The organism is Rhodospirillales bacterium, assembly GCA_023898805.1.
Taxonomy (GTDB): Bacteria; Pseudomonadota; Alphaproteobacteria; order Micavibrionales; family UBA1664; genus UBA6145.
The window spans coordinates 608,352-624,399 of record CP060260.1; the positions used below are offsets into that span (position 1 = coordinate 608,352).

At 61.2% G+C, this 16,048-nt stretch carries 19 protein-coding genes; 8 read left to right on the plus strand and 11 right to left on the minus strand.

Annotation, left to right across the window (positions count from 1 at the left end; translation table 11 throughout):
• The first annotated feature begins 148 nt into the window (after window positions 1–148).
• The 3 genes from H6866_03025 (at window position 149) to H6866_03035 (ending at window position 2,321) form a co-directional block, all read left to right on the plus strand.
• Window positions 149–805, plus strand: coding sequence for a helix-turn-helix transcriptional regulator (locus H6866_03025; protein USO08202.1), 657 nt, complete (start codon window positions 149–151; stop codon window positions 803–805).
• 71 nt (window positions 806–876) lie between these two features.
• Window positions 877–1,560 carry an orotate phosphoribosyltransferase gene (locus H6866_03030; protein USO08203.1) on the plus strand — a complete coding sequence of 228 codons (684 nt, stop codon included), beginning with the start codon at window positions 877–879 and terminating at the stop codon, window positions 1,558–1,560.
• Window positions 1,560–2,321, plus strand: coding sequence for an NAD kinase (locus tag H6866_03035; protein ID USO08204.1), 762 nt, complete (start codon window positions 1,560–1,562; stop codon window positions 2,319–2,321). Before H6866_03030 ends, H6866_03035 begins: the two co-directional genes overlap by 1 nt.
• A 6-nt stretch (window positions 2,322–2,327) precedes the next feature.
• Here the strand turns inward: H6866_03035 and H6866_03040 are convergent, their stop codons facing one another.
• The 3 genes from H6866_03040 to H6866_03050 all read right to left on the minus strand — a co-directional run bounded on the left by H6866_03040 (window position 2,328) and on the right by H6866_03050 (window position 4,200).
• The gene (locus H6866_03040; GenBank protein USO08205.1) at window positions 2,328–2,951 is read right to left on the minus strand and encodes a DNA-3-methyladenine glycosylase 2 family protein; all 624 of its coding nucleotides are present in this window, start codon (window positions 2,949–2,951) and stop codon (window positions 2,328–2,330) included.
• 144 nt (window positions 2,952–3,095) lie between these two features.
• Complete coding sequence (gene purS / locus H6866_03045; protein ID USO08206.1) at window positions 3,096–3,329, minus strand: phosphoribosylformylglycinamidine synthase subunit PurS; 234 nt, start codon at window positions 3,327–3,329, stop codon at window positions 3,096–3,098.
• A 7-nt stretch (window positions 3,330–3,336) separates the two neighbouring features.
• A complete protein-coding gene (locus tag H6866_03050; GenBank protein USO08207.1) occupies window positions 3,337–4,200 on the minus strand; it encodes a phosphoribosylaminoimidazolesuccinocarboxamide synthase in 864 nt (287 codons plus the stop codon).
• Between the two features lie 73 nt (window positions 4,201–4,273).
• Between H6866_03050 and H6866_03055 the strand changes: the two genes are divergently transcribed.
• The 5 genes from H6866_03055 (at window position 4,274) to grxD (ending at window position 8,447) form a co-directional block, all read left to right on the plus strand.
• Window positions 4,274–4,588, plus strand: a complete 315-nt coding sequence (locus H6866_03055) for a DUF1476 domain-containing protein (GenBank protein USO08208.1) — start codon at window positions 4,274–4,276, stop codon at window positions 4,586–4,588.
• A gap of 300 nt (window positions 4,589–4,888) precedes the next feature.
• Window positions 4,889–5,554 carry a phosphoribosylformylglycinamidine synthase subunit PurQ gene (gene purQ / locus H6866_03060; protein ID USO08573.1) on the plus strand — a complete coding sequence of 222 codons (666 nt, stop codon included), beginning with the start codon at window positions 4,889–4,891 and terminating at the stop codon, window positions 5,552–5,554.
• A 4-nt stretch (window positions 5,555–5,558) separates the two neighbouring features.
• Window positions 5,559–7,790, plus strand: coding sequence for a phosphoribosylformylglycinamidine synthase subunit PurL (gene purL / locus H6866_03065; GenBank protein ID USO08574.1), 2,232 nt, complete (start codon window positions 5,559–5,561; stop codon window positions 7,788–7,790).
• A complete protein-coding gene (locus H6866_03070) occupies window positions 7,790–8,020 on the plus strand; it encodes a BolA family transcriptional regulator (GenBank protein USO08209.1) in 231 nt (76 codons plus the stop codon). Before purL ends, H6866_03070 begins: the two co-directional genes overlap by 1 nt.
• A gap of 85 nt (window positions 8,021–8,105) precedes the next feature.
• Window positions 8,106–8,447 carry a Grx4 family monothiol glutaredoxin gene (gene grxD / locus H6866_03075; protein ID USO08210.1) on the plus strand — a complete coding sequence of 114 codons (342 nt, stop codon included), beginning with the start codon at window positions 8,106–8,108 and terminating at the stop codon, window positions 8,445–8,447.
• On the opposite strand, the gene H6866_03080 is transcribed toward grxD, so the two are convergent.
• From H6866_03080 to rpmJ, 8 genes are all read right to left on the minus strand, one after another.
• Window positions 8,444–9,043, minus strand: coding sequence for a hypothetical protein (locus H6866_03080; GenBank protein USO08211.1), 600 nt, complete (start codon window positions 9,041–9,043; stop codon window positions 8,444–8,446). The two genes, grxD and H6866_03080, sit on opposite strands and share 4 nt — an antisense overlap.
• Window positions 9,040–10,098, minus strand: a complete 1,059-nt coding sequence (locus H6866_03085) for an alkene reductase (protein ID USO08212.1) — start codon at window positions 10,096–10,098, stop codon at window positions 9,040–9,042. The genes H6866_03080 and H6866_03085 overlap by 4 nt, the downstream gene beginning before the upstream one ends.
• 5 nt (window positions 10,099–10,103) lie before the next feature.
• Window positions 10,104–11,234, minus strand: a complete 1,131-nt coding sequence (gene rodA, locus H6866_03090) for a rod shape-determining protein RodA (GenBank protein ID USO08575.1) — start codon at window positions 11,232–11,234, stop codon at window positions 10,104–10,106.
• 2 nt (window positions 11,235–11,236) lie between these two features.
• A complete protein-coding gene (mrdA, locus tag H6866_03095) occupies window positions 11,237–13,120 on the minus strand; it encodes a penicillin-binding protein 2 (GenBank protein USO08213.1) in 1,884 nt (627 codons plus the stop codon).
• 3 nt (window positions 13,121–13,123) lie between these two features.
• A complete protein-coding gene (mreD, locus tag H6866_03100) occupies window positions 13,124–13,606 on the minus strand; it encodes a rod shape-determining protein MreD (protein ID USO08214.1) in 483 nt (160 codons plus the stop codon).
• Between the two features lie 55 nt (window positions 13,607–13,661).
• The gene (gene mreC / locus H6866_03105) at window positions 13,662–14,621 is read right to left on the minus strand and encodes a rod shape-determining protein MreC (protein USO08215.1); all 960 of its coding nucleotides are present in this window, start codon (window positions 14,619–14,621) and stop codon (window positions 13,662–13,664) included.
• A gap of 89 nt (window positions 14,622–14,710) precedes the next feature.
• Window positions 14,711–15,748, minus strand: coding sequence for a rod shape-determining protein (locus H6866_03110; protein USO08216.1), 1,038 nt, complete (start codon window positions 15,746–15,748; stop codon window positions 14,711–14,713).
• Window positions 15,749–15,899: 151 nt separating this feature from the next.
• Window positions 15,900–16,025, minus strand: a complete 126-nt coding sequence (gene rpmJ / locus H6866_03115; protein ID USO08217.1) for a 50S ribosomal protein L36 — start codon at window positions 16,023–16,025, stop codon at window positions 15,900–15,902.
• Window positions 16,026–16,048 lie beyond the last annotated feature (23 nt).

A 16,048-nucleotide genomic window follows, 5' to 3' on the forward strand; every position in this document is an offset into this window, starting at 1 on the left:
TTCCTATTAAAATGCCAGGGATTTACACATCGGAAAGTTTGATTTGGCTTTTTAGCTACACAAAAAGTGACTATTTTCCTATTTACCTAGCCCGATTCCTATATGACAGTTTTCCTAGATATTTCGCCTCAACGCCCACTTCTTAAGCATGATTTCCCACGACACCATCTGGATCGCCATCGACCGTCTTGCCGAAAGCGCGGGCTTTTCCACCTCCGGCCTTGCCCGCAAGGCGGGGCTGGACCCCACCGCCTTCAACCGCTCAAAACGCATCAGCCCGGAAGGAAAACCCCGCTGGCCGTCGACCGAAAGCATCTCCAAGGTGCTGCAGGTCACGGGCGCGAGCATGTCCGATTTCATCGCGCTGGTCGAAACCCGTGAAATCACCATTCACGCGCGTCCTGCGGGCGGGCCGCGCGCGATTCCGTTGATCGGGCTGGCGCAGGCGGGACGCGACGGATATTTCGACGATGCCGGATTCCCGGTCGGCGCGGCATGGGACGAAATCCGCTTTCCCGATACGCAATCTTTCGACGACAACACCTATGCCCTGGAAATTCAGGGGGATTCGATGCGCCCGCTGTATCGCGACGGCGACATCGTGGTCGTCAACCCGGCCGCGCAATTGCGCAAGGGCGACCGCGTCGTCGTTAAGACAAGGCGTGGCGAGGTAATGGCCAAGGAACTGACGCGCAAGACGATGCAGCGCATCGAACTGCACTCGCTTAACCCCGACCACGACGACCGCACCCTTGCCGCCGCCGAGATATTGTGGATCGCGCGTATCCTGTGGGTCAGCCAATAGGCTTGATCTGACCCGCGCGGGCTGGCACAACCAAGAACGTCCAAACATTTGCCGTGGGGGGGGGGTATCCAATGACCGCACAAAATGACATCGCGCGCGAAACCGCGCGTATCTTGCTTGATACGCAATCCGTGCTGATCCGCGACAATCCGCCTTTCACCTACACATCGGGCCGCGTAGGCCCGGTCTATGTCGATTGTCGCCGTCTGATCTCCTTCCCGAAAGAACGCAAAACCCTGATGGATTTCGCGGCGCAGGCGATCCGCGCACAGGCGCCGGACACTGACGTCGTGGCCGGCGGCGAAACGGCGGGCATCCCTTACGCCGCCTTCATCGCCGACCGTCTGGAAAAGCCGATGATCTACGTCCGCAAAAAGGCCAAGGGCGTCGGACGCAACGCCCAGATCGAAGGCCATCTGGACCATGGCAAACGCGTCCTGATTTGCGAGGATTTGCAAAACTACGGCAACAGCGTCAAGGTTTTCGTCGACGCCCTGCGCGCCGCCGACGCGATTGTCGAACATGTATGCGTGATCTTCACCTACGGCCATGCCAGCGCGGCAAAATTCATGGCCGACGAAGGTCTGAAACTTCTGGCCCTCGCCAGCTGGCGCGACATCATCGATCTGGCGCGCGCAGAAAAACGCTTTGATGAAAAGATGCTGGCCTCTCTCGAATCCTTCCTCGCCGATCCGGTCGCCTGGTCGGTTGCCCATGGCGGCAAGGGCGAGGATGCCAGCGGAGTCGCCGCCTGATGAAAATCGCGCTCCTCGCCTCCGGAAAACGCGACCTTGCACAAGACGTCGAACTGCTGCGCGCGCGTACCACGCCCGTCGCGCCGGAGGAAGCCGACATCATCGTCACGCTGGGCGGTGATGGATTTCTGCTGCGCGCCCTGCACGAGTATATGCATCTGAACAAACCGTTTTACGGCATTAATCGCGGCACGCACGGATTCCTGCTCAATCCGGCTGGCGCGGATGTCGACATTACCGCCGCGATCGCGGCCGCCAAACCCGTATCGGTCCACCCCTTGCGCATGACCGCACAAACACTGGACGGAAAAACGCAAGAGGAAATCGCCTTCAACGAAGTCTCGCTGGTCCGCACCGGCGTTCAGGCAGCCAAGCTGCGCATCGTCATCGACGGACAAACGCGCATGGAACAACTGGTCGGCGACGGTGCGCTGGTGGCGACGCCGCTGGGCTCCACCGCCTATAACCTCTCCGCGCAGGGGCCGATCCTGCCGCTGGATGCAAGCCTGCTTGCGCTCACCCCTATCTGTCCGTTCCGCCCGCGCCGCTGGTCGGGCGCGCTGCTTTCCGACACCTCGCGCATCACCCTAGACGTCCTCGACCCCGAACGCCGCCCGGTTCATGCCATCGCCGATTTCAACGCGGTGGAATCCGTGGCTTCGCTCGACATCCGTCTCGACCGCGCGCAAAAGGCGACCTTGCTGTTCGCGCCGGACCACAGCCTTGAAGATCGCATCCGCGACGAACAATTCGGGTTTTAGGATTTTCTAATCGCGCAGGGTTTGCGTATGCCACAGCAACAAGGATGCCGCCGTCCGGTGCCCCGCCCAGCGTTCGGCCAGCTTGACGGCCGCCTTCTCGCTCGGCCGCGCGTCCAGCTTCAGCACCCGGCGCATCCCTTCGCGCAGCCCCAGATCGCCGCCTGAAAAAACATCAAGGCGCGCCAGCGCGAAAATCAAAACCATCTCGGCGCTCCAGCGCCCGAATCCTTTAAGCGCGGTAATCGCGGCGATGACCTCGGCATCGTCCATGTGCCGCAGACGGGAAAAACTAAAATCCCCCGCCGCGACCGCCGCGCTCAACCCGCGCAGATACCCGATTTTCTGCCCCGAAAGCCCCGCGCCACGCAACGCCGCATCATCAAGCGCAAGCACGGTTTCAGGCACGAACGGATCGGCCAGTGCGGCGACCCGTCCCCAGATCGTCGCGGCAGCCTTTGTCGAAAGCTGCTGTCCCACGATGGTGCGTACGAACGCCGCATAGCTGCACGGGCGATGCCGGTGCGCGATAGAGTCGATATCTGAAAGCGTGAAGATTTTTTTGAAATGCCGGTCGTTTTGAACAAGGTGTTCAAGCGATGGACGAATGGATTTGTGCTTATTTAAGAGCATTCTGCGATCAGGCTAAGTCATTACAAAAACCGTCATTACCCGTGTATGCGGGTAATGACGAGCGAAAAATTGCGTCAGTCTAAAAAGGAAACGCCCCAAGATCGCAAAAAACCTAATGTTCTTGGTGAACTTGGTGGTTGAATCCTACGCAACCACCTCAATTTTGTAATCCTCGATCACCGGATTGGCGAGCAACCGGTCGCACATATCCTTCAGCCGCGCCTCGTCGCCCTTGCCGGAAAGCTGCAACTCGATCACCTTGCCCTGTCGCGCCTCCTCGACCTCATCAAATCCCATGGATTTAAGGGCATGGGCGATTGCCTTGCCCTGAGGATCCAGAATGGCTTTCTTCAATGAAACATGGATGACGGCTTTCATGACGGCCTTACTTCTTCGGTTTGGTTTTGTTGACGGCGCGCAGGCTCCGCGCATCGCCCAGTTCGTTTTCGATTTCTTCCAGATTCGACATCAGCTTTTCATTGAAACCGCCCGCGACCAGCGCCTCGCGCGGGATGATGCCCAGACGCACCGCGACCTCCTGATACGCCTCGACCAGACCGCCCAGGTCCTGCCGGAAACGGTCCTTATCCATCTTTTCACGGGTCTTCATGTCCCACAGGCGGCAATTATCCGGGCTGATCTCGTCGGCCAACACGATATACAGCTCGCCTTGCTCGCCCCAGATGCGTCCGAATTCCAGCTTGAAATCGACCAGCATCAAGCCGACGCCCGCGAACAACCCGTTGAGGTAGTCGTTGCACCGGAAGGCCAGATTGACCATTTCCTCGATCTCGTACGGATCGGCCCATCCGAAGCTGACGATATGGTCGTCGTTCACCATCGGATCGCCCAGCGCGTCGTTCTTGTAATAGAATTCGACGATCGGACGCGGCAAGCGCGTACCCTCGGCAATGCCCAAACGCTTGCACAGCGACCCGGCCGCGACGTTGCGCACCACCAGTTCGATCGGAATGATCTCGACCTGACGGATCAACTGCTCGCGCATGTTCAGGGATTTGATGAAATGCGTCGGCACGCCGATCGATTCCAGCCTTGTCATCAGATGCGCCGAGATCCGGTTGTTCAAGATGCCCTTGCCCGCGATCACATCCTTTTTGGCGCCGTTGCCGGCGGTCGCGTCGTCCTTGAAATACTGGACGACCGTACCCGGCTCCGGCCCTTCGTACAGAATTTTGGCCTTGCCTTCGTAAATCTGACGGCGGCGAGAGGAAACGCTGGTCAAAGACATGGAAATATCCCTATATAATATGCCCCAGTACTAAAGGCTTGCAGCCGCAAACGGAAGGAAAATCTTAAACGCCATGGACTCGTTCAAGGACCGCCAGAACGCCTTTGAAACCAAATACGCCCACGATCAGGATACCCGTTTCCGGATCGAGGCGCGGGCAACCAAACTCCTCGGCCTGTGGGCCGCGCAGGAAATAGGCATGGACACCGAAGCCGCGAAGATTTATGCGGGCGACCTTGTCGCCTTCAACCTGAAAGAACCGGGGCTGAACGATGTCATCGGCAAGGTTTCCGCCGATTTGACCGAAAAGGGCCGCCCCGCCGACGCGGTCGCTTCGATGCTCACGCGCTTTCTGCATGAGGCGGAGGAACAGATCAAGGCCGCCTGAAACGCGTCACTTGGCGCACCGCATTATGGTTACAATATAAAAGCACGGCCGCGATGGGCCGTGCGTCTTTATTATCGTTCTTTTTTGTGGCGTCTTACTAACCGCCGTTACCCTGTGTTCAACTCACCAATATTATACCAGAGTGTTGACGCTAGCCCGCCGCCGCATACTTGCCAACAGGATTCTTTCCGCTTTTTCCAAACCCGTTGTTTTCCCGCGATTATCGTGCATTTTTCCCTTGTCTTTTGCGCCCCCGGCGTGACAAACAACATGACAGGCAAGGGGCTTTGGAGGCGTGAAATGAAATCAGTGGTGGTGGTCTTCCCCGGTTCCAACCGCGAAAAGGACATGGCGGACGCGATCGAACGCGTTTCAGGCGCACGCCCGCGTCTGCTCTGGCACAAGGAAACCGAACTCGGCAACCCTGACCTGATCGTCCTGCCCGGCGGATTTTCCTACGGCGACTATCTGCGCTGCGGCGCCATCGCGGCCCATTCCCCGGTGATGAAGGAAGTCATTCGGCTGGCGAAATCGGGTACGCCGCTGCTTGCCGTGTGCAACGGCTTCCAGATGCTGGTCGAAACCCGGCTGGTCCCCGGCGCGCTGCTGCGCAACGCCTCGCTGCGCTTTATCTGCAAACAGGTCGATCTGCGGCTGGAAAGCGCCAGCGCAACTTTTACCGGCGGGATGAAACCGGGCGACGTCATTCGTACGCCCGTTGCACATGGCGAAGGCAACTACGTCGTCGCCCCAGACACGCTCAAGGCCATGAATGACAACGGCCAGATCGCCTTCCGCTACCTTGAGGACGTCAACGGCTCGGTCGACCGCATCGCGGGCGTCTACAACGAAACCAAGACCATTCTGGGCATGATGCCCCACCCGGAGGACGCGACCGACCCAGACCTCGGCAACGACTCCGCCAAAAACTTTTTCGCCGGCATGTGCGCGGCGGTCGCGAGGTAAGATGATGAACAACACCGCGCAAAAACTGCCCGAAGCCTTCCGCGAACCTACGGTGAACATAGAACTCGCCGCCTCTTTCGGCCTCAAGGCGGACGAATACGATCATATCCTCAAGATACTGGGGCGCGAGCCGACCTATACCGAACTTGGCGTATTTTCGGTGATGTGGTCGGAACATTGTTCCTATAAATCTTCGCGCGCGCATCTGGCCAAACTGCCCACCAGCGCGCCTTGGGTGATTCAGGGGCCAGGCGAAGGCGCGGGCGTGATCGACATCGGCGATGGTCAGGCCGCCGTGTTCAAGATGGAATCGCACAACCATCCGTCCTATATCGAACCCTATCAAGGCGCGGCCACCGGCGTGGGCGGCATATTGCGCGACGTTTTCACCATGGGCGCGCGCCCGGTCGCCAATTTGAACGCACTGCGTTTCGGCGACCCGTCGCACCCCAAGACCCGCGCGCTGGTCGCAGGCGTGGTCAAGGGTATCGGCGACTACGGCAATTCGGTCGGCGTGCCCACCGTGGGCGGCGAAACCGATTTCCACGCCGCCTATAACGGCAACATTCTGGTCAACGCGATGACCGTGGGCGTGGCCGACACCGACAAGATTTTCTATTCGCGCGGCGCCGCCGTCGGCCAGCCTGTCGTCTATGTCGGTTCGAAAACCGGGCGCGACGGCATCCATGGCGCGACCATGGCCTCGGCCGAATTCGAGGAAGGCGGCGACGACCAGCGCCCGACCGTGCAGGTCGGCGACCCTTTCACCGAAAAACTTTTGCTCGAAGCCTGCCTCGAACTGATGAAGACCGATTGCATCGTATCCTTGCAGGACATGGGCGCGGCGGGGTTGACTTCGTCCTCGGTCGAAATCGCCGCCAAGGGCGATGTTGGCCTGGAACTTGACCTCGACCGCGTGCCGATGCGCGAAACCGGCATGGTCCCGTACGAGATCATGCTTTCCGAAAGCCAGGAACGGATGCTCGTCATCCTCAAGCCGGGGCGCGAGGAACAGGCAAAGAAAATCTTCGACAAATGGGATCTCGACTTCGCGGTGATCGGCCGCACGGTCGAACGCCGCTTCCTGACCCTCACCATGTATGGCCGCGTGTGGTGCGATATCCCCGTTCCGCCGCTGGTTGACGAGGCGCCGAAATACCTGCGTCCCACCGCGACGCCCGCGAAACCGGCGAAACTGCCCGAATCCGCCATGCGCCTGCCTGAAGGCGGGCTGGCTGCAGCACTTGAAAAACTCGTCGCCTGCCCCGATGTCGCCTCGAAAAAATGGATTTACGAACAATACGACCCGCTGGTGCGGGGTGAAACGCGCTACGGCCCCGCGCAGGCCGATGCCGCCGTGGTGCGTCTGGACGGGCGCCAAAAAGCACTAATAATCACCTCCGACTGCACGCCGCGCTATGTGCAGGCCGACCCGCGCGAAGGCGCGAAACAGGCCGTGGCCGAAAGCTGGCGCAACATCACCGCCACCGGCGGAACGCCGCTTGCGATCACCAACAACCTCAATTTCGGCAACCCGGAAAAACCGGAAATCATGGGCCAACTGGTGGAGGCGATCGAAGGCATGGCCGAAGCCTGCAAAGCCCTCGACTATCCGGTCGTTTCCGGCAACGTGTCGCTGTACAACGAAACCGGCGGCAAGGCGATTTTGCCCACGCCTGTGATCGGCGGCGTCGGCGTCATCGACGATGCGCGCAAATCCATGGGGATCGCGCTGCACGTCGCGGGCGACACGCTGATGCTGATCGGCGGGAACGGCACGCATCTGGGCCAATCCCTTTTCGCCCGCGAAATCCATGGCACCGAAACCGGCGACGCCCCGCAAGTCGATCTTGCAAGGGAAAAACGCCACGGCGACCTGATCCGCACACTGATCGCGCAATCGCTTGTCCACGCCTGCCACGACATCGCCGGTGGCGGTCTGCTGGTCACGGTGGCGGAAATGGCGATGGCGGGCAAATGCGGCGTCGACCTCGACAAGGGCGGCCACCCCGGGGATGCGGCCTTCTGGTTCGGCGAGGATCAGGCGCGTTACGTGGTCGCCACGCGCGACCCCGATGCCGTGAAAAAACGGGCGCATGACGCGGGCGTGCCCGCGCAGGTGCTGGGCCTCGCCATTCCCGATCGTGTCATCCTGCCCGGCGGCGCATTGCATGTCGGCGACTTGGTCGCGGCGAACGACTCGTGGCTGCCCGATTACATGGCCGGTAAAAACTGATGGCGATGGACGCGCGCGAAATCGAACAGCGGCTCCGCGAGGGTATTCCCGGAGCGGAAATCCGTATCGAGGATCTGCGCGGCGACGGCGATCATTATGCGGTCATCATCACCGCCGCGGCCTTTGCCGGACTTTCCCGCGTGGCCCAGCACAGACTGGTGCAAAATGCCCTTAAAGGAAAACTGGGCACTGACCTGCACGCCTTGCAAATCCACACGCGCGCGCCCTGACGGCCGCACGAATTTGCAAACCGCCCCCCGCACGCGTATAGTTGGAATCCATCAAAAAAAGAAACTTTCAGGGGAAGGACCAGCCATGAGCGCCATTGCCGACCGTATTCAAAAAGACATCTCGGAAAACGACGTGGTGCTGTTCATGAAAGGCACGCCGGTCTTTCCGCAATGTGGGTTCTCCGCCGCGGTGGTCCAGATTCTTTCGATTTTGCAGGTATCGTTCAAGGGCGTCGACGTCCTGCCCGACGCCGAATTGCGTCAGGGCATCAAGGACTTCACCAACTGGCCGACCATCCCGCAGCTTTACGTCAAGGGTGAATTCGTCGGCGGCTGCGACATCGTGCGCGAAATGTACGAAACCGGCGAACTCCAATCCCTGTTCAAGGATAAATCCATCGCCTTCCGCGAACAGGACGCGGCCTAAACGGCGCGCATCATACGCCGCCGCAAAAACAGCATCGCGACATACGCGCTGTTGGTGCATACCAGCGATGCCGAAAACAGCACCGTGGTCACGTTGAACCGCGTCAACGCCGCGATGCCCAACGCATGTTTGAGCGCGCTGACGGCATAAACCAGCGGCATGTCCTCATGCGGCTTGATCCAGCCTTTACGGAACGACGGGTAAAACGCCATCATGTCGACAAACGTGATGATGACAACCGACCACAGCGGGTCGTGCGTCAAAACCCATGGGGCGATTCCAATGACCGCACCGCCCGCCGCGAAACAGTCGCTGCGCGTGATGTCCCGCGTCCCGTTGCGATAAAACCCAAGCGCCGCGCCAATCCAGCACGTCGTCGCACCCACGATGTTCACCCACGCGCCGGGCCCCCCGTGATCGACGATCTGGGCAATCCCGCCCATCAAGTTGAACACACCCCAGATCGTCCATGAAAAGACATGCGGTCGCGTATGCCCGCGCCATGTCGAAACCAGATACGGCACCATCGCGATCAACGATACGGCGACGGCGATCGCCCCCACCCATGCGCGCCATCCGGCGATGTCGTCTGTCATGCGGCCCGTTCGCTCAGCGCGGGATAATCGACATATCCCTCGGCCCCGCCGCTGTAAAACGTGGCCATATCAGGCACATTCAACGCCGTGCCGCCTGCCAACCGCGCGGGCAGGTCCGGGTTGGCGATGAATTTGACCCCGAACGCCACCGCATCCGCCGCGCCCGTTTCCACCGCCTGTTTGGCCGTGGCGCCGTCATATCCGTCGTTGACGATCAGGGTGTTTTTGAACGCGCGGCGCATTTTCGGCCCTATTACGCTGGCCTCCGCCGCCTCGCGGATATGCAGATAGGCAAGGTTGAAATCGTTCAGCGCCTCCGCCGCGTGGACGAAGGTTTCCTCAAGCCGGCTGTCGTCGCAGGATTGCACCCCGTTCATTGGCGTCAGGCGGATTCCCGTACGCGCGGCGCCGATTGCATCCACGACCGCTTGCGTAACCTCCAGCATCAAGCGCGCGCGGTTTGAAATACTGCCGCCATACCCGTCCTTGCGCGTGTTGGACCCGTCGCGCAGAAACTGGTCGATCAGATATCCGTTGGCCGCGTGGATCTCGACCCCGTCGAACCCGGCCCCGATCGCGCGACGCGCGCCCGCCGCGAAATCGGCGACCGTACGCGCGATATCGTCCGCGCCCATTTCACGCGGCGTAACGTAAGGCTTGTGTACCGATCGGTGCTCGCCCGCCGCCGCGATGGCGGAAGGCGCAAGCGGCAAGTCCCCGTCCAGAAGATCGGGATGGCTCAGCCGCCCCATATGCCAAAGCTGCAAAACCATGTGCCCGCCCGCCGCGTGCACGGCGTCCGTCACCTGCCGCCATGCCGCCTCCTGTTCGTCGGTGTACATCGCGGGTGCGCCGCGCCAGCCGTATCCTTCGCGGCTGATCGCCGTGGCCTCCGACACAATCAGCCCTGCCCCGGCGCGCTGCGCGTAATATTGCGCCATCAGCGCGTTGGGCAGGCGGCTTTCGCCCGCGCGTCCGCGTGTCAGCGGCGCCATGACCACACGGTTTTTCAAATGGAGGGCGCCCGCCTCCAGCGGTTCGAACAGGCTGGACATGACGATTACCCCCTTGGCAGGCTGGCGTTGCGGTTGACGGCGACCGACAGGATCAGACCGAACGCGAACAGCGTCGAGATCATGGCCGTGCCGCCATAGGATATCAGCGGCAACGGCTCACCCACCACGGGCATCAACCCGGTGACCATGCCGATATTGATGACGATATAGATCGCATAATTTGTGATCAATCCCAGCGCCAGAAGACGCCCGAATTGCGTGCGCGCGCGCAGACTTACGCGATAGCCCTGATAAAGAATGAACGAAAACAGCGCCAAAAGCGCGATCGCGCCCACAAACCCCCATTCCTCGGCGATCATCGTGAAAATGAAGTCGGTATGCTTTTCCGGCAGAAAGTTGAGATGCGCCTGGGACCCTTGCAAATACCCCTTGCCTGAAAATCCGCCCGACCCGATGGCGATTTTCGATTGCGTAATGTGATACCCCGCGCCCAGCGGATCGCTTTCGGGGTCAAGGAACGTCATCACCCGCTTTTTCTGATACCCGTGCAGAAAATGATACGCCGTTGGCACCGCCGCGGCGAACAACGCGAATCCGCCCGCGAACAGCCAGCCCGGCGCGCCGCCGATGTACACCATCGCCGCCGCGACCATCACGATCATCACCGATGTGCCAAGGTCCGGCTGCAACACGATCAACGCCACCGGCACGATGGTCAAAAGCGCGGGGACCAGCAGCGTGCGCAGACGCCTTTCGCGCCCCGGCGGCAAGGCGTGATAATACCGCGCCAGCGCCATGACGATCGCCACTTTCATCAGGTCGGAAGGCTGCAGGTTGACGAATCCAAGATCGATCCAGCGCCGCGCCCCCATGCCGATCACGCCCTTGATCTCGACAAACAGCAGCAGCGCGACGCAAAACGCCCAGAAAGGATAGGCCAGCCGGTAAATCCATTTCAGGTCGCTCAACGCCACCGCCAGCATCAGGATGAAACCGATCGCGAACCGGATCGCCTGTTGCCGCGCCCACGGGTCCCAGTCGCCGCCCGCCGCCGAGTAAAGCGCCGCGAACCCGACAAACGCCAGCGCCGCAACCGCCAAAACCAGCGGCAACGGCACCGCCGCGACGCGACCGGAAAATCCGCCGCGCCCGAAATTGTCGCGAGCAAGGAACATGTTCATGCGCCCTCCTTCCCGGTCGATGTTTTCGGCGCCTGTTTCGGGGCCTGCACCGGCTTCGCGGCCGGATCGATGTCTTGTGCCGCCAGCAAAATGTCGCGCGCGATTGGCACCGCCGCGCCCGAAGCGCCGCCGTGCTCGACCACCACGCAGGTCACATAGCGCGGCGCATCCGCGGGCGCATACCCCACGAACAACCCGTGGTGGCGGTATTTCCAGGGTTGGTCCTCCTGCGCGGGCACGCCCTCGTTACGCTGCTGCATGGTGATGCGGCGGACCTGCGCGGTCCCGGTCTTGCCGCCCATGGTCCTGGACTCGTCCTTGATCGCAAACGGATGCGCCGTACCCTTGTCGTCGTTCACCACCGCGTCCATTCCCGCCTTGACCTGCGCCAGCGCCTTGGTGTTCAGCCCGATTTGCGGCCATGTCCGCACGGTGTTGGGCGTCGCGCGGCCGCCTTCCTGCGCCACCAGCCACGGACGCACGGCCACCCCGCCATTGACCAGCCGGCTGACCATCGTCGCCAATTGCAACGGCGTCGCCAGAAGATACCCCTGCCCGATGCTGGCGACCACGGTTTCGCCGCCGTCCCATTTTTTGCCAAATGTCTTTTCCTTCCACGCCTGCGTCGGCACCGTGCCCGCGCGCTCCTCCGGCAACTCGATGCCCAGCGCCTCGCCCAATCCAAGACGCCGCGCCATCGCGGCGATGCGGTCGATGCCGATGTCGCGCGACACGCTATAGAAAAACACGTCGCACGACTGCGCCAACGCATCCGTCAAATTCACCGTGCCGTGCCCGTTATGCTTCCAGCAGTGAAAGCGGTGGTCGCCAAGGTCGTAATAGCCGGGACAGAACACGCGCGTCCCCGGCTTGATGACATTGGCCTCCAGCCCCGCCATCGCGGACACCATCTTGAAGGTCGAACCCGGCGGATACACGCCGCCCACCGCCTTGTCGTTGAGCGGATGGGTATCGTCGCCGGTCAACTGCGTCCACAGGCTTTGCGGAATGCCGGTCGAAAACAGATTGGGGTCGAAAGACGGGCTGGACGCCAGCGCATAGACGGCCCCCGTATGCGCGTCCATCACCACCGCCGACGCGCTTTTCTCGCGCGCCAGATATTCCTGCATCTTTTGCTGCAAACCCAGATCGATGGTCAAAGACAGGTCTTCCCCCGGCGTCCCGTCCTCGCGTTCCAGCTCGCGCACCGTGCGCCCGGCGACGTTGACCTCGATCCGGCTGGTCCCGGCGCCGCCGCGCAATTCGTCCTCGAACGCCTTTTCAAGCCCGGTCTTGCCGACCCGGAATCCCGGCAAGCCCAAAACCGGGTCGCCCGTCTGGTCGCTGCGCGCGACCGCGCCGACATATCCCACCACATGCGCGGTGGCGGGACCTTGCGGATAAAACCGCCGTTGCCCGACATCGATCGAAATACCCGGCAGATCGGGCATGTTGACCTCGATCGCGGCGACCTGCTCCCACGACAGGTTGTCGATGATCTCGATCGGCAAAAATCGCGGTTGCTGCCGTGCGCGACTCAAAACCGCGTCGATCTCGTTGGGTCGCAGCGGCAGGATGCGCGAAAGCGTTTCCAAAGACGCCTCGATGTCATCGGCCTGTTCGGGCACGATCTGGACGCGGAAATCCTGCTCGTTGATCGCAAGTCCTTGCCCGCTGCGGTCATAGATCAACCCGCGAACCGGCGCGATCAGCTTGACCTGAATGCGGTTGTTTTCCGCCAGCGTGCGGAATTTGTCGCCCTGCGCAAGCTGCAACCACGCCAGCCGCCCGGCCAGCGTCATCATCAGCGCGCCATTGATCCCGCCCAGAATAAGGGCGCGCCGCGTAAATGAAAGAACCCGTTCCTGATCGTTGTCCATCAATCAGTCCTGCAGAATATCCGAACGGCCCGGCCCCGCGACCAGCCGCAGACACCCCGTCATCAAAAACGAACTCAGGGCATACAGGGCTCCGCTGCACACCGCCGACGCCATCGCCGACACCGGCGAAAAAATCGTCCACGTCACCAGCCCCATGACCGCCCAGCGCGCCCCTTCATATGCCAGCGACACGACCAAAAACCCGGCCCATTGCGTGGCGAAGGGCTGGGAAAGCAGATAGCGCCGCTGCCGCCCGATGACGATCTGGGTCAAAACCAGCAAGAACGCGTTAAGCCCCAGAAGCGATCCGCCCACGAGGTCGATCGCGAACCCGGCCAGAAACGCCGCCCATACAGGAAATAGCGCAGGCCGGAAAATCGTCCAGTAATACAACGCGTGCAGCACCAGTATCATCTGCAACGTAACCGATGCGGAAAGCGGATAGGATTGCGCGGAAAGCACGATGAACAAACATGTCAAAAACACCGCCGGCGCCATGCGCAACGCGGGCGGTACGGGAAGCGCGTGACCGCGCCGCCGTTTAGTTTGGTTCGGCAAGACCGGCGTCCGTCGCCGCGGCGGTCGAGGAGAAGACGGGATCGCCCAAAAGCGGCTTGATGCCGTAATCGACCACCTGCACGTGCTGGCTGCGCTCCGGCGCGGCGTACAGACGCACGCCGACGCCGCCGTCGCCGTTGGCCACGGTCTCGCCGACCGGAATGCCATAAGGGAACAGACCGCCAAGGCCGGAAGTGACAACGCGCTCACCCGCGCGGATCTGGGAACCCGTGGCAAGATGATCCAAAGTCGGCATGTCGCCGTTGGTCCCGGCCAGTATGGCGCGTTCATTCGCGCCTTCGACCAGCACCGGGATGCGTGAATTGATGTCCTGCAACAGCAGCACGCGCGCGGTACGGCTGCCCGTTTCGATGACGCGACCCAAAAGCCCTTCGTGCGAAACCACGCCCTGCCCCTTGAACACGCCGACATCGCGCCCGCCCTCGATCACCAGACTTTTGGCGTAGGTCGAGGATCCATCGGCGATGATACGGGTGGTGATGAAGCTTTGGGCCTGCTGGCGGTCGACGTTGAGCAGGTCGCGCAGCGCCTTGTTCTCGGATTGCAGCATCAAGGCCGCTTGATACCATGCCTTGAGCTTTTCGTTTTCGGCGCGCAATGCGGCGTTGTCTTTGGACATCTGTGTCCACTCCGCCACAGTGTCCAACCGGGCACGGATCCCTTCGATCGGTTTTTGCGCAAACTCAATCGCCGGCGCCGCGACGTCGAACACGGTTTGCTGCAAACGGTCGAGTGACGGACGCGCGATCATATGCGCGGTCATCAACCCCGCCGCCGCGGCCATCAGAACGAAAGAGAGAGAGAAGCGCCGCCGTGCGCCGCTCGCCGCGATGGCGGGGCTGGCATACGTATTCGCATACGGGACATAGTTGATGCGGTTGCCGGTCACGAGGGAATAACCCAAAAACTCTTGAATTTTCATCCAAGGAGTAGGCGAAAAACCCGTATTTTACAAGACGTTGCAAAAGGACGCGAAGAACTTCCCTGTGGATAACTGCCCTTGACGCCGAATCAGGCGGTTTTCAAGGCGCCATGCAGGACCGCCCGGTCCTCAAGCGCCTGCCCGGTGCCCAGCGCGACGCAGGCCAGCGGATCGTCGGCCACGGTGACCGGCAAGCCGGTGGCATAGCGCAACACGTAATCGAGGTTTTTAAGCAGCGATCCGCCCCCCGTCATCACGATACCCTTGTCGACGATGTCGGCGGCCAGCTCCGGCGCGGTGTTCTCAAGCGCGGTCTTGACCGCTTCGACGATCTGGCTGACCGGCTCGGCCAACGCCTCCGCCATCTGCCGTTCGGTAACCACGGTTTCCTTGGGCACGCCGTTCATCAGGTCGCGGCCCTTGATCTGCATGGTCCGCCCATCGCCGTCGGCGGGCGGACAGGCCGCGCCGATTTCCTTTTTGATGCGCTCGGCCGTGCTTTCACCGATCAAAAGATTGTGCACGCGACGGATATAGGCGATGACGGCCTCGTCCATCCGGTCGCCGCCCACGCGCGCCGAACGCGCATACACGATCCCGCCAAGCGAGATGACCGCGACCCCGGTCGTGCCACCGCCGATATCGACGACCATCGACCCTGTCGGCTCCATCACCGGCAACCCCGCGCCGATCGCGGCGGCCATCGGCTCCTCGATCAGCCAGACCTTGCGCGCGCCGGCGCTTTCGGCGGACTCGATGATCGCGCGCTGCTCCACCGCGGTCGACCCCGTGGGCACGCAAATGATCATTTCCGGGGAAACGAATGAACGACGGTTATGCACCTTGCGGATAAAATGCTTGATCATCGCCTCGGCGACTTCGAAATCCGCGATCACCCCGTCGCGCAAAGGCCGGATCGCGGTAATGTTGCCCGGCGTGCGGCCCAGCATCTGCTTGGCCTCGTTGCCCACCGCCAGCACCTGCTTGCGCCCGTCGATATTGCTGATCGCGACGACCGACGGCTCGTTCAGCACAATGCCCTGATCGCGCACATACACCAATGTGTTTGCGGTCCCCAGATCCATGGCCATGTCGGCCGAAACAAAGCTGAACAGCTTTGAAAACATTGCTTCAAGACATCTCGTTCGTGATGATGCACAGCATTAGCAAACAAATGCCCGACTGCCAAAACAATACTCTTATGCGCTCCACTGGCGCCTTCAAATGAATAAAGCCGCGTGGGCAACGCGGCTTGCTTCGTCCCGAATAACGGGAAATTTAACCCTGACGCGCCTTATAGCGGGGGTTTTCCTTGTCGATCACGTATACGCGACCCTTGCGCCGGACGATCTTGCAGGTGCGGCTGCGTTTCTTAAGGGTTTTGAGCGAATTTCTGACTTTCATGGCCTTTTATCCTTTAACTGGCG

Coding starts and splice junctions, on each gene's coding strand:
- mrdA (USO08213.1), bottom strand. CDS start 13,120: ATGGACAACGATCAGGAACGGGTTCTTTCATTTACGCGGCGCGCCCTT.
- rpmJ (USO08217.1), bottom strand. CDS start 16,025: ATGAAAGTCAGAAATTCGCTCAAAACCCTTAAGAAACGCAGCCGCACC.
- H6866_03025 (USO08202.1), top strand. CDS start 149: ATGATTTCCCACGACACCATCTGGATCGCCATCGACCGTCTTGCCGAA.
- H6866_03030 (USO08203.1), top strand. CDS start 877: ATGACCGCACAAAATGACATCGCGCGCGAAACCGCGCGTATCTTGCTT.
- rodA (USO08575.1), bottom strand. CDS start 11,234: ATGTTCCTTGCTCGCGACAATTTCGGGCGCGGCGGATTTTCCGGTCGC.
- purQ (USO08573.1), top strand. CDS start 4,889: ATGAAATCAGTGGTGGTGGTCTTCCCCGGTTCCAACCGCGAAAAGGAC.
- H6866_03110 (USO08216.1), bottom strand. CDS start 15,748: ATGTTTTCAAAGCTGTTCAGCTTTGTTTCGGCCGACATGGCCATGGAT.
- mreC (USO08215.1), bottom strand. CDS start 14,621: ATGAAAATTCAAGAGTTTTTGGGTTATTCCCTCGTGACCGGCAACCGC.
- purL (USO08574.1), top strand. CDS start 5,559: ATGAACAACACCGCGCAAAAACTGCCCGAAGCCTTCCGCGAACCTACG.
- H6866_03035 (USO08204.1), top strand. CDS start 1,560: ATGAAAATCGCGCTCCTCGCCTCCGGAAAACGCGACCTTGCACAAGAC.
- H6866_03050 (USO08207.1), bottom strand. CDS start 4,200: ATGTCTTTGACCAGCGTTTCCTCTCGCCGCCGTCAGATTTACGAAGGC.
- grxD (USO08210.1), top strand. CDS start 8,106: ATGAGCGCCATTGCCGACCGTATTCAAAAAGACATCTCGGAAAACGAC.
- H6866_03085 (USO08212.1), bottom strand. CDS start 10,098: ATGTCCAGCCTGTTCGAACCGCTGGAGGCGGGCGCCCTCCATTTGAAA.
- H6866_03070 (USO08209.1), top strand. CDS start 7,790: ATGGCGATGGACGCGCGCGAAATCGAACAGCGGCTCCGCGAGGGTATT.
- purS (USO08206.1), bottom strand. CDS start 3,329: ATGAAAGCCGTCATCCATGTTTCATTGAAGAAAGCCATTCTGGATCCT.
- H6866_03040 (USO08205.1), bottom strand. CDS start 2,951: ATGCTCTTAAATAAGCACAAATCCATTCGTCCATCGCTTGAACACCTT.
- H6866_03055 (USO08208.1), top strand. CDS start 4,274: ATGGACTCGTTCAAGGACCGCCAGAACGCCTTTGAAACCAAATACGCC.
- H6866_03080 (USO08211.1), bottom strand. CDS start 9,043: ATGACAGACGACATCGCCGGATGGCGCGCATGGGTGGGGGCGATCGCC.